12 protein-coding genes are annotated in these 11774 nt (G+C 73.4%); 5 read left to right on the top strand and 7 right to left on the bottom strand.

Features of this window, described 5'->3' with window-relative positions; genetic code table 11:
• Nucleotides 1-24: 24 nt before the first annotated feature.
• The 4 genes from AOM46_RS20560 to AOM46_RS20545 form a co-directional block, all read right to left on the bottom strand.
• The gene (locus AOM46_RS20560) at nt 25-795 is read right to left on the bottom strand and encodes a S1 family peptidase (RefSeq protein ID WP_062214045.1); all 771 of its coding nucleotides are present in this window, start codon (nt 793-795) and stop codon (nt 25-27) included.
• A 157-nt stretch (nt 796-952) separates the two neighbouring features.
• Entirely contained in the window at nt 953-1969 is a 1017-nt protein-coding gene (locus tag AOM46_RS20555; RefSeq protein WP_078857033.1) for a peptidoglycan-binding protein, read from the bottom strand.
• A 211-nt stretch (nt 1970-2180) separates the two neighbouring features.
• A complete protein-coding gene (locus AOM46_RS20550; protein WP_062214044.1) occupies nt 2181-3044 on the bottom strand; it encodes a MaoC/PaaZ C-terminal domain-containing protein in 864 nt (287 codons plus the stop codon).
• 7 nt (nt 3045-3051) lie between these two features.
• A complete protein-coding gene (locus tag AOM46_RS20545) occupies nt 3052-4383 on the bottom strand; it encodes a 3-oxoacyl-ACP reductase (RefSeq protein WP_062214043.1) in 1332 nt (443 codons plus the stop codon).
• A 131-nt stretch (nt 4384-4514) separates the two neighbouring features.
• Here AOM46_RS20545 and AOM46_RS20540 point away from each other — a divergent pair, with 131 nt between their 5' ends.
• The 4 genes from AOM46_RS20540 to AOM46_RS33385 all read left to right on the top strand — a co-directional run bounded on the left by AOM46_RS20540 (nt 4515) and on the right by AOM46_RS33385 (nt 8701).
• Nucleotides 4515-5822, top strand: a complete 1308-nt coding sequence (locus AOM46_RS20540) for an acetyl-CoA C-acetyltransferase (protein WP_062214042.1) — start codon at nt 4515-4517, stop codon at nt 5820-5822.
• Nucleotides 5823-5900: 78 nt separating this feature from the next.
• Nucleotides 5901-7841 (top strand): long-chain fatty acid--CoA ligase, encoded by a 1941-nt coding sequence (locus AOM46_RS20535; RefSeq protein WP_062214041.1) that lies wholly within the window; start codon nt 5901-5903, stop codon nt 7839-7841.
• Nucleotides 7842-8085: 244 nt separating this feature from the next.
• Complete coding sequence (locus tag AOM46_RS20530) at nt 8086-8295, top strand: DUF397 domain-containing protein (protein ID WP_107080129.1); 210 nt, start codon at nt 8086-8088, stop codon at nt 8293-8295.
• Between the two features lie 136 nt (nt 8296-8431).
• Entirely contained in the window at nt 8432-8701 is a 270-nt protein-coding gene (locus AOM46_RS33385; RefSeq protein WP_062214039.1) for a hypothetical protein, read from the top strand.
• 23 nt (nt 8702-8724) lie between these two features.
• Here AOM46_RS33385 and AOM46_RS33380 read toward each other — a convergent pair whose 3' ends face one another.
• Nucleotides 8725-9546 carry a TrmH family RNA methyltransferase gene (locus AOM46_RS33380; RefSeq protein WP_234313888.1) on the bottom strand — a complete coding sequence of 274 codons (822 nt, stop codon included), beginning with the start codon at nt 9544-9546 and terminating at the stop codon, nt 8725-8727.
• A 123-nt stretch (nt 9547-9669) separates the two neighbouring features.
• Here AOM46_RS33380 and AOM46_RS34135 point away from each other — a divergent pair, with 123 nt between their 5' ends.
• The gene (locus AOM46_RS34135; RefSeq protein WP_158920520.1) at nt 9670-9876 is read left to right on the top strand and encodes a hypothetical protein; all 207 of its coding nucleotides are present in this window, start codon (nt 9670-9672) and stop codon (nt 9874-9876) included.
• A gap of 64 nt (nt 9877-9940) precedes the next feature.
• Here the strand turns inward: AOM46_RS34135 and AOM46_RS20515 are convergent, their stop codons facing one another.
• Together AOM46_RS20515 and AOM46_RS20510 are read right to left on the bottom strand one after the other, a co-directional pair.
• Entirely contained in the window at nt 9941-10183 is a 243-nt protein-coding gene (locus AOM46_RS20515; protein ID WP_062214038.1) for a DUF2630 family protein, read from the bottom strand.
• A gap of 90 nt (nt 10184-10273) precedes the next feature.
• Nucleotides 10274-11551, bottom strand: coding sequence for an FAD-binding protein (locus AOM46_RS20510; protein WP_062214037.1), 1278 nt, complete (start codon nt 11549-11551; stop codon nt 10274-10276).
• Between the last annotated feature and the right edge of the window lie 223 nt (nt 11552-11774).

Below are 11774 nucleotides of genomic sequence, written 5' to 3'. Positions count from 1 at the left end.
GGGGGAACGGCCGGGGCGCGGCCGTCAGATGATGGTGGCGCCGTACTGGCTCAGCACGGGGCCGATCGGCTGGTAGAAGGTGGTGCCGCCGGCCGAGCAGTTGCCGCTGCCGCCGACCGGGATGCCGATCAGCATGGTGCCCGCGGTCAGTCCGCTGCCGAAGTCATAGGGATCCAGGCAGAAGTTGGTGCGGATCAGGCCGCTGATGATCACTCCGTTACCGAAGTTGACGGTGACATTGATGGCGGAGATGGTCCCGGTGTGGCAGCCCGTGGCGGTGGTGCCGGTGGTGACCGGCTGGCCGAGGGTGGGGTAGCCGACGGAGTCGATGATGCCGCCGCCACCGCAGACCCGGGTCTGTTCCGCCGGGACCGCCGGGTTCTCGTAGCGGAAGAGGCCGTGGGTGAAGGTGGAGGCGGTGGTCGGGCCGAGGTAGACGGTCAGCTGTGGGTCCGCGTACCAGCCGGGGAAGGTGTCGGTGCAGGCGCCCGGCAGCAGGCCGAAGGCCGAGTCGCCGATCCGCAGGTTGACCGCCAGGGTGCAGGTGTAGCCGGTGCTGGAGTACACCTGGGTGCCGCCGGCCAGCAGGGGCTGGGCCGCGTCGGCCGTCGCTTCGGTGTCGAGCGCCGCCCCGAGGGTGGCCGGGGCGGCGCTCGACGGCGCCGGGGCCGCCGAGGCGGCGCCGGCGGTGGACAGGGTCAGCAGCGAGACCAGGACCGCCAGCGCCGACAGCGCGGCGACCAGACGTGGGGGGCGTGCGAGGAGCGTGACGTGCCGGGAGTGTGCCGTGCTCACGAGTCCTCCTGATGGGGAGCGGGCCGTCGTGAACTCGACGTGCCCCTGACAAATTGTGGGCTCCGTGGCTCCGGATCCGACACCCTGCCGGGGCGACCTTTTCGGCCAACTCCCGGCGTCCGCACGCCTGGTGTGACGCCCCCCGTCGGGAGGCCGGTCAGCCCACGATCGCCCGCCAGGTCACCGGCCCGGCCAGACCGTCGACCACCAGGCGATTCCCGCTCTGGAAGGTGCGCACGGCGGTGGTGGTCACCGCGCCGAAGCCGCCGTCCACGACCAGGCCGGCGCTGCGCTTGTTGAGCCCGGTCTGCAGCGCCCTGACATGGTGGCCGCTTGAGCCCTGCTGGAGCGAGTACACCAGCTTCTGCCAGGTGAGCGGGCCCACCTGACCGTCCGCCACCAGCCCGTTGCTCGACTGGAAGCTGCGCACCGCGGCGCTGGAGACGGATCCGTAGGCGCCGTCGACCGTCAGGCCCGCGCCCCTCTGGTTGAGCAGGTGCTGGATGACGCGCACCCGCTGGCCGGCCGCGCCGGGGTTGAAGCTGGACCAGCCGCGCTGCAGGTTGACGCCGCGCGCGGTGGCGAACGGCACCGGGTTCACGGCGTTGCCGAGGCTGCCGGAATGGGTCTCGAAGTGCAGGTGCGGGCCGGTGACATTGCCCGTGGTGCCCATGTCGCCGATCCGTTGGCCGGCCTTGACCGAGGCGTTGAGGTTCACCCGGAAGGCGTTGAGATGGCCGTAGTAGCTGTAGAGGCCGCCGGCGTGCTGGATCACGATGCCGTTGCCGGTGCGGCCCGGGAGCACGCCGACGCCGCGCCGGATCACCGTGCCGGCCGCCGCGGCGTAGACAAAGGTGCCCGAGGAGTTGGAGATGTCCTGGCCGGCGTGGCTGCCGCTGCCCCTGGGGGCGCCGAAGTGGCCGCCGGCGGGGAAGGTGCCCTGGGTGGGGTTGCACCAGGCGCCGTTCAGGGCGAGTATCCCGATGTCGTCGATGCCGTGGGTGTCGGCGTCGCTGCCGACGGCCCCTGGGCCGCCGCTGGCCGAGGCGGTGCCCGCCGCGAGCAGGGCGAGCGAGAAACCGGCGCCGACGCCGGCCAACATGCCTCTTCGGGAGATGCCATGACCTCGCAGGGCGGCGGGGTCGGGTGCGGAGCCGCTGTGGTCCTCGCACATGTCAGGTCCTCCTTGGTCGGGGGCGTCCACGGGGCGATCGTGTCGGCGTGGACGGGGTGGTGGGGGCGCCCGGGCGCGCCGGCCCGGGGTTCGTCCACCACCTTGGCCCGGAACCGGGGATCCAGTCAACGCCCGTAGACAGCCCGGGACATGGGGATTTTCCGGGGCCGTGGAGGCGCCGCGGCGGCGGCTGCCTCCGGTTCCGCCCCGTTCAGTCCGGGTCGGCGGCCGGCGGCGGCGCGACCGTGCCGGTCAGCTGGACGCGGCCGTCCTCGGCGGCCAGGGCGAACGTCCGGTACGGGCCCTCCGCCGTGGCGGCGAACGTGGGGCGGCTGGGCAGGGGAACGGGGGCCAGGAACCGGACCCGGACGGCGAAGGCCGCCGGCAGCGTCGGCCAGAGCGCGGAGAGCGCCCTGGCCTTGGTCCACATGCCGTGGGCGATGGGGCGACGGAAGCCGAACGGGCGGGCGGTCAGCGGATGCAGATGGATCGGGTTCCGATCCCCTGAGACCGCGCCATAGCGCCGGCCGAGCGCGGCCGGCAGCTCCCAACGTTCGCCGCCGGCAACGGGGTTGACGGTCGGCGCCCGCCGTTCGCGCGGGCCGCCGCCCTGCCGGTACAGATAGCCGCTGACGGACCGCCAGACCACAGCGCCGTCCGCGTCCCTGGCCTCGGCCCGCACCTCGAAGGCGGTGCCCCCCGGCCGGGGCCCGCCGGATGTGGCCCGGACCCGGAGGGCGAGCGGTTCGTCGACGGCGAGCGGCCGCATCAGCTCGACCAGGTTGTCGGTGTGCACCAGGCCCAGCGGCGGACAGGGGAAGTCGCGCGCGGTGAGCAGCGCCATGGTCAGCGGGAACGCCAGCAGATGAGGGTAGCAGGGCGGCAGCACCGTCGGATCGGGGAAGGCGGTGAGCCGGCGGTAGCGGGCCAGCCGGTCCGGCTCCGGCCTGGCCGCCGGCCGGCCCGACACCCGGTCGGGCACGGCCGACGGGCGCCGCCGCCGGGGGAGCAGCGCCCTGGCGTAGCTCAACGGCAGCGCGGGCGGACGGGGAAGCGGCGCTCCGGGGCGCGGCATCGCCGGCTCACGCCCCCATCAGCGCCTGGCCGCACACCCGGAGCACCTGACCGTTGACCGCGCCGGTGCCAGGCGCCGCCAGATAGGCGACCGCCTCGGCCACATCGACCGGCTGCCCGCCCTGGCCCAGGCTGTTGAGCCGCCGTCCGGCCTGCCGGACGAGGAACGGCACCGCCGCCGTCATCCGGGTCTCGATAAAGCCGGGGGCCACGGCGTTCACGGTGACGCCGCGTTCGGCGGCCATCGGCGCCAGCTCCTCCACCAGGCCGATCAAACCGGCCTTGCTGGCCGCGTAGTTGGTCTGACCCGCGTTGCCGGCCAGTCCGCTGATGGAGGAGGTGCAGACGATCCGGCCGCCGAAGCCCAGCCGGGGGAGCAGCGCGTCGGTGAGACGTTCCACGGCGACCAGGTTGACATCGAGCACCGCGCGCCAGTCGTCCACCGGCATCCGCGCCAGGGTGCGGTCCCTGGTGATCCCGGCGTTGTGCACCACCACATCCAACGAGCCGCCCACCTGGTCGAGTTGGACCAGCAGCCGGTCGGGCGCCAGCTCGGCGGTGAGGTCCAACGGGACGGCCACGCCGTCGAGTCGGGCGGCGAGCCGGCGCAACTCGGGCTCCTGGCCCGGGGTGTCGAGACAGAGCACCCGCGCGCCGTCCCGGTGCAGCACCTCGGCGACGGCCGCGCCGATGCCCCGGGCCGCGCCCGTGACCAGCGCGGTGCGGCCGGCCAGCGGCCGCGCCGGATCCGCCTCGGGGGCGTCGGGGGCGCCGGCCGTCAACCGCAGGGTCTGGCCCGAGACATAGGCGGAACGGGCGGAGAGCGCGAACCGGACGGTGGACCCGATCGACTCGGCGCGTTCGGCGCCCGCCGCGATCAGCAGCAGCTGGGCGGTGGCGCCGCCGCGCAACTCCTTGGCCAGCGAACGGACAAGACCCTCCAGGGCGCGCTGCGCCGCCGCGTGTGCCGGCCCCGCCGTGTCCTCCCTCGGCACGCCGATCACCAACACCCGGCCGTGCGGCGCCAGATGGCGCAGCCGGGGCTGGAAGAAGGCGTGCAGCCGGTCGAGTTCGGCCGCCGAAGCGATGCCGGTGGCGTCGAAGATCAGCGCGGCCGGACGCCTGGCCCGCTCGTCGATCTCGACCCCGTCGGCCTCAAGCACCTCGCGCAGCGCCGCCACGGCGTAGGAACGCCGGACGCTCCCCAGCACCACGGGCCCGGCGACCAACGGCGCACCGGGCCGGTGACGGCGCAGCGGCACCGGCCGTGGCAGCCCCAGCCGACGCACGATCCGGCCGCCGATCCGGCCGCTCGCGAAGGACAGATAGCGATCCGCCATTGATTTCCTTCCTACTGAAGGGTAAGTCTACTGACAAGTTAAACCCGTGCCCTCGGCGTCACAAGAGCCGAAGGACGGCGCCGGCCGGCGGCCGGCCAGGAGCGGACCGCCCCGAGCGAAGGAGTGACACGTTGACCGTGACCGGACGCCGGGTGGCCATTCTCGGCGGCAACCGTATTCCGTTCGCCCGATCCGACGGCGCCTATGCCACCGCGACCAACCAGGAGATGCTGTCCGCCGCCCTGGCCGGCCTGGTCGAACGCTTCGCGCTGCGGGGCGCGTTGCTGGGCGAGTTCGTCGCCGGTGCCGTGGTCAAGCACAGCAGGGACTTCAACCTCGCCAGGGAGACCGTGCTGGGCAGTGCCCTGGACCGGCGCACCCCCGCGTTCGACGTCCAACAGGCGTGCGGCACCGGCCTTGAGGCGGTGATCCTGGTCGCCAACAAGATCGCCCTCGGGCAGATCGAGGTGGGGGTCGCCGGTGGCGTCGACACCGCCAGCGATGTGCCGCTGGCGCTCGACGACCGGCTGCGCGCCGTCCTGTTGCGCACCCGCCGCGCCAAGAGCCTTGCCGCCAGGGTCCGTTCGCTCGGCGGGCTGCGTCCCCGCCAGCTGCTCCCCGAGATCCCGCGCAACGTCGAGCCGCGCACCGGGCTTTCGATGGGGGAGCACGCGGCCCGCACCGCCGCCGAGTGGGGAGTGACCCGTGCCGACCAGGACCGGCTCGCCGCCACCAGCCACCAGCGGCTCGCCGCCGCCTATCGGGAGGGCTTCTTCGACGATCTGTCGACCCCGTTCCGTGGCCTGGACCGGGACGCCAACCTCCGTCCGGACAGCACCCCCGAGCGCCTGGCCGCGCTGCGCCCGGTCTTCGGCGTCGACGGGCCCGAGCCGACGATGACGGCCGGCAACTCCACGCCGCTGACCGACGGCGCGGCGACCGTGCTGCTGGCCAGCGAGGAGTGGGCCGCCGCCAGGGGACTTCCGGTGCTGGCCTACCTCAGCCAGGCCCGTACCGGGGCGGTCGACTTCGTGGACGGGCCCGACGGGCTGCTCACCGCCCCGGTCTCGGTGGTGCCCCGGCTGCTGGACGCGGCGGGGCTGCGGCTGACCGACGTCGATCTGCTCGAACTGCACGAGGCGTTCGCCTCCCAGGTGTTGGCGACCCTGGCGGCCTGGGAGGATCCCGACTACTGCGCGCGCCGGTTGGGCCGGGACGCCCCGCTGGGCGCGGTGGACCGCGACCGGCTGAACGTCGTCGGCTCCTCGTTGGCCTGCGGCCATCCGTTCGCCGCCACCGGCGCCCGGATCGTGCCGACCCTGGCCAAGCTGCTGAGCCGACGCGCGGCCGAACGCGGCCCCGAAGGACCGCCGGTGCGCGGGCTGATCTCCGTCTGCGCGGCCGGCGGACTCGGCGTGACGGCGCTGCTGGAACGCTGACCCGACCGCCGACCCGCCGACGGGCGCGGGGAACGGTACACAGGCAGGACCCGACGGGCGAGCAACTGGGAGAGCGAGATGGGCATCAGGCGGGACATGACCCGGGTGCGGGCACGCGGCGGCTGGGCCGAACGGACCGTGCCGGAGACGGTCAGGGACGAGACGGGGGTGCGGCAGGCGTCGGTGCCGCCGCTGGTGCCCCCGCCCACGGAGGGCAGCATCGCCGACATCCCGTTCCGCAACGCGGCCGAGGCACCCGAGGCGGTGGTGATGCGCCGCAAGGAGGCCGGGCGTTGGGCGCCGGTCACCGCGCGGGAGTTCGCCGAGCTGGTGACCGGCGTGGCCAAGGGGCTGATCGCCGCCGGGCTGCCGCTCGGCGGCCGGGTCGCCCTGATGTCCCGCACCTCCTACGAATGGGCCGTGCTGGACTTCGCGATCCTCGCCGCGGGCGGCCAGTGCGTTCCCGTCTACCCCACCTCGTCCGCCGACCAACTGGCCTGGCTGGTCAGCGACTCGGGGGCCGGCCAGCTGATCGTGGAGACCGCCGAGCACGCCGAGACGGCCGCCCGCGCCCTGGCGGAACTTCCCGGACTCCCCGAACCCTCCGCGCGTGCCGAACTCCCCACCGTCTGGCGGCTGGACGAGGACGCGCTGGGCCAACTCGTCGAGCGGGGACGCGGGATACCCGACGCGGAGGTCACCGCGCGCCGCGCGGCGCTGGGCCCGGACAGCGTCGCCACCCTCACCTACACCTCCGGCACCACCGGCCGGCCCAAGGGCTGTGTCCTCACCCACGCCAATCTGCACGCCGAGTCCGCCAACCTGGTGGAGCTGCTGATCCCGGTCTTCCGTGAGGTCACCGGGCAGACGCCCAGCACCCTGGTCTTCCTGCCGCTGGCCCATATCCTGGGCCGCACCATCCAACTCGCCTGCGTCTCCGCCCGGGTGGTCATCGGACACTGCCCCAGCGTCAAACCCGACGAGCTGCGGCCCGAACTCGCCTCGTTCCAGCCGACGTTCGTGGTCGGCGTGCCCTATCTCTTCGAGAAGATCCATGACACCGGGCGGGCCACCGCCGAACGCCTGGGGCGCGGCGCCTCGTTCGACCGGGCCGACCGGATCGCCGTCGCCTGGGCCGAGGCGGAGCTGCGCGCCTACCGGGGCACCGGACGGGGGCCGGGGGTGAGGCTGCGCGCCGCCAAGGCGCTCTACGATCTGCTGGTCTACCGCCGGATCAGGGCCGCGCTCGGCGGCCGGCTGCGCTGCGCCATCAGCGGCGGCTCCCCGCTGGACCCCCGGCTGAGCCACTTCTTCTTCGGCTGCGGCATCCTGGTCTACGAGGGCTACGGGCTGACCGAGACCACATCGGCCGCCACCCTCAACCCGCCGCTGGCGCCCCGCTTCGGCAGCGTCGGGCAGCCGGTGCCCGGCACCTCGGTGCGGATCGCCGAGGACGGCGAGGTCCAGATCAGTGGCGGCACCGTCTTCGACGGCTACCGTGGCGACGAGGCCGCCAGCCGCGCGGTGTTGGAGGACGGCTGGTTCCGCACCGGCGATCTGGGACGGCTCGACGAGGACGGCTATCTCACCATCACCGGACGCGCCAAGGACATCCTGGTCACCAGCGGCGGCAAGAACGTCTCCCCGAGCCTCCTGGAGGACCGGCTGCGCGGCCGCCCGCTGATCGGGCCCTGCATGGTGGTGGGCGAGGGACGCTCCTATGTGGCCGCGCTGATCACCCTCGAACCGGAGGCCACACAGCACTGGTTGCGGCTGCGGAACCGTCCACGGAACACCCCGTTCGAGCGGCTGCGGGCCGACGAGGAGCTGCTGGCCGCCGTCCAACAGGCCGTCGACCACGCCAACGAGGCGGTCTCCCGCGCCGAGTCGATCCGTCGATTCGCCCTGGTCGAGGGGGAGTTCACCGAGGAGAACGGACTGCTGACCCCGTCCCTGAAGATCCGCCGCGCCGCCGTGGCCGCCGCCTACGCCGAGGAGATCGAGGGCCTCTACTCCTGACAACGGCTGCCCTCTCCTGACGGCCGGACTCTGCTCTGGGTAGCCGGACGAGCACGCATCGACGCGCCACGCGAGGGGGCGCGTTCCGTTTGCGTCGGTCCCTGGGGAGACTGAAGTCGGTTGGCTAACGGGCGAGTTGCCGCACTAACTCTACGGCCTGGGATGTCCTACGATCTGGCCGGGGCTGACGCACGGTCCCCGATGTGCCTCTGACGGTGATCGAGTTCGTGCGAAGGACATGGATATGGCTCAGCACGGTACGGACCTTCTGGCCTGGCGCAAGAGCAGTTACAGCGGAGCCTCCGGCGGGGACTGCGTCGAGGTCGCACGAGGCGCGCGCGGGAAGGTCCCGCTCAGGGACAGCAAGCGCGCCGGCGGCCCGGTGGTCGCCGTCTCGCCGGCGGCCTGGCGGGCCTTTGTCGGCGCGATGGAGGCGCCGGCGCGCGCCGGCTGACCCCGGTGCCCGGCGGCGCGGGGCGGCGCGATACGGGGCAAGAATGCGCCGCCGGGGCCCGGGGTTTGTCATTCGTTCGGTGGAACGGGCGGCGTAGCGGGGGAGCAAGGAGGGGATCGGCCAGAAGGATACGGGCGTGCCAGACGACGTGCTCAACGCCTTTCCCTTCTTCCCCCGCCCGGTCGCCGTTCCGCCGCTGACGCCCCGACAACCGGCCTGTGGCCGCTGTGGGCGGGCGCTGTGGCCGGATGTCACGGTGCCAGGACGGCCCCCGGTATGGGCCTGCGCGTTCTGCGGCACGCCCGAGGGCCGGTTCTGGCATCCGCACCACGGCCGGCACTGTCCCCATGGCTACCCCTGGCCGCTGCTGCGGGACTCCCCGGCCCAACTCTTCATCTGCTACTGAGAGTTCCGCTGCCGGGGGGTGGGTCACCGCCGGGCGCGGCGCTGTCTGGCCGCCTCGTAGAGGACCACGCTGGCCGCGTTGGCCGCGTTCAACGAGCTGGCCGAGCCGGTCATCGGGATGGAGAGCAGCACGTCGCACCGCTCCCGCCAGGCCGTGCTCAGCCCGCTGGTCTCGTTGCCGATCAGCAGCAGGACCGGGCCGGTCAGATCGAAGGCGTCCACCGGGGCCGAACCGCCCTCGTCCGTCCCCACCACCGTCACCGCACGCCCGTGCCGGCCGGCGCCGTCCAGCCAGGACAGCACCTCGCGGTGGCTCGGGCCGCGCACCACCGGCAGGCCGAAGAGCGAACCCGTGCTGGCCCGGACCGACTTGGGGTCGTAGACATCGGCCGCATGGCCCGTCACCACCACCCCCGAGGCGCCGAAGGCGTCCGCCGAACGGATCACGCTGCCCACATTGCCCGGGCTGGTCGGCCGGTCGAAGACCAGGCCGACGAAGTCCGGGCCCACCGGGATCCGCGTCAGATCGTCCGGCGGCAGCTCGGCGACCGCGATCAGCTCGGGCGTGCCCTCGTCCTTCTCACCCAACTCGGCCAGCAGCTCGGGCGCCATGGCCACCTGCTCCGCCGTCACCTCGCGGAGCAGGGCCCGCGCCCAGCGGCTCAGTTCGCGTTCCGCGTCGTAGACGAGCGTTCGGATCGGCCAGCCGTGCTCCACCGCGAGGGAGACCGGGCGTACCCCCTGCACCAGGAACTCGCCGGCGCGCTGTCGCTTGGTGCGGTTGGTCAGTTGTGCCTGCCACTGTTGAAAGCGCGCGTTCCGGGTCGTGATCCGCCGCACCGCCACCGTTGTTCCCCGCCTTGTGAAGACTCGCGCCAAGAAATGCTCTGTTTCCGCCCGAAGACGGTACCGCGAGCGGCCCCGCCGGCGCAGCAGGGATCGTCCGCCGCCGGAGTCGACGACCGGTTGGTGGAGTACCCGACGGGCGGCGACCCCCGGGTGCGGGATCAGTTCATCACCGGCTATGCCGTCGCTCCGGGGCCGGACGGCGAGCAGCGTCGCATCAGTGTGCTGCTGCGGTCCGCCGATGTGATGCCGGAGGAGAGCGGCCGGGGAGCTGCCGGAGCTGGTGGAGGGCCGGCGGTTGGCCACCGAGGGGGTGAACGCGGCGCTTGAGGTGCTGCCCGACGACCTCGCCTGGTGGAGCTGAGCGGGAATGAGTGGAGCTGAGCGGGACGCGTCAGGACTGGTAGCCCTCGACCTCGCGGGCCGGGCGCGGGGTGGCGCCGTCCGGATCGTCGCCGAACTCGGCCCGTGCCCGGCGCTGCCGGAGCAGGTCCCAGCACTGGTCGAGCCGCACCTCCAGTTCGCTGAGGCGCAGCCGCTCGTCCTCCGCGAGGCCGCGCCCGGTGCCGCGTTCGCGCAGCGCCCGCTCCTCCGAGACCAGCTCGTCGACACGGGCCAGAATGTCCTGGTCGCTCATGTTCGTCAGGGTAGGGCGGCCGGCCGGAGACGGCCATCCGAGCCGGCCGGCCACCGCCCGTCGCCTGAGGGTGGGAGGGGCCGCCGGGGCTCAGGGGGCGGCGTCGAAGAGCGCGTCCAGAAAGGCGTTGCGGAAGCATCCGTCGGGGTCGAGCGAGGCGGCCAGCCGCCGGAAGTCGGCGAACCCGGGGAAGCGCTCCACCACTGTCGCGGGGGCGGCGCCGGTGAGCTTCCCCCAGTGCGGGCGGGCGCCCAGCGGCAGTAGCCGGGACTCCACGGCGGCGAGCACCGGCAGCACCGCCGTCTCGTCCTTGATCCAGGTGAAGTGGAAGGCCACCGAGTCCCGGCCCTGGGCGGGGCTCAGCCACAGCTCGTCGGCCGCGATGGTGCGGATCTCGGCGGTCTGGAGCACCCCGGCGAACTCGGCCGCGATCTCCCGCAGCGCGGCGATCGCCTCGGTGGCCCGTTCGCGTGGCAGGAACAACTCGGACTGCAGCTCCTCGCCGCCACTGGGGGTGAACTCGGCACGGAAGTGCGGCAGCCGCTCGTGCCACGGGCCCGGCACCCCGCCCTGCCGGGTGCAGAAGGTGGCCGGCATCCCCGGGATCGGATGCCAGGGCTCGGTGGCCGGCGTCCCGCCGAAGAAGCGTTCGCCCGGCTGCCCGGCGTCTTCCCGGTCGACACGGCGCTTGAGCACCACGGTGGCCTCGCCGCCGTGCCAGTCGGTGAAGACGCTGACGCTGTAGGCGCTGGCGGAGATCTCCGGATAGTGCGCGGCCACCGCGTCCAGCGGCACCCCGGTGTAGACCCACTGGGCCACCTCGAAGGTCGGCTCTATCTCCAGGGTCAGTGCGGTCACCACGCCCAGCGCGCCCAGATGCACCACCGCGCCGGGGAAGCGCTCCGGATCGCTCTCGGCGTCGACGGTGTGGAGCCCGCCGTCGGGTCCGACGAACTCCATCGCCCGCACCGCCGACGCCAGCCCGGGCCGCTCGTTCCCCGAGCCATGGGTGCCGGTCGCGACCGAGCCGGCGATCGAGATATGCGGCAGCGACGCCAGATTGCCCAACGCGAAGCCGGCAGCGTGGAGTTCGGCCGCCAGCTCGCCATAGCGCAGCCCCGCGCCGAGCGTGACCGTGCGGCGGTCCCGGTCGATCTCCACCCGGCGGGGCAACCTGTCCACCCGGATCAGATCGCCCACCGTGTCGGCGATCAGGTTGAACGAGTGGCCGCTGCCCAGCACATGGGCCCGTTCGGCGCCGGCGACCAGGCGCCGCAGCTCGTCGATCGAGGTCGGCCGGTGCAGCCGAGCCGCGCCGAAGGTGATGTTTCCAGCCCAGTTGTGTGCCGGGGCGCCGGTTGTCTGCATGTGTCGACGGTATTACGACCATCGCCGAGGACGAACAGCCACCCCGGACGTCCGACGTCCTGGTTCTCCCTGACCTGCGCCGGCACCGCACGGCGGCGCCGTCCGCGGCCGTCGGCGTGAGCGGTCCTTGTAACACCGTTCGCCGGGCGGGCGAGCGATGGAAACCGGCCAATTCCGGGGCCCGTTGCTGCGCCGGGTCGAGGCGATGAGCTGTGATGGTCCC

This window comes from Streptomyces sp. NBRC 109706, from assembly GCF_000974485.1.
Taxonomy (GTDB): domain Bacteria; phylum Actinomycetota; class Actinomycetes; order Streptomycetales; family Streptomycetaceae; genus Streptomyces.
Note: the sequence above shows the minus strand (reverse complement) of the source record. Positions and strands in the feature narration are given on the sequence as shown.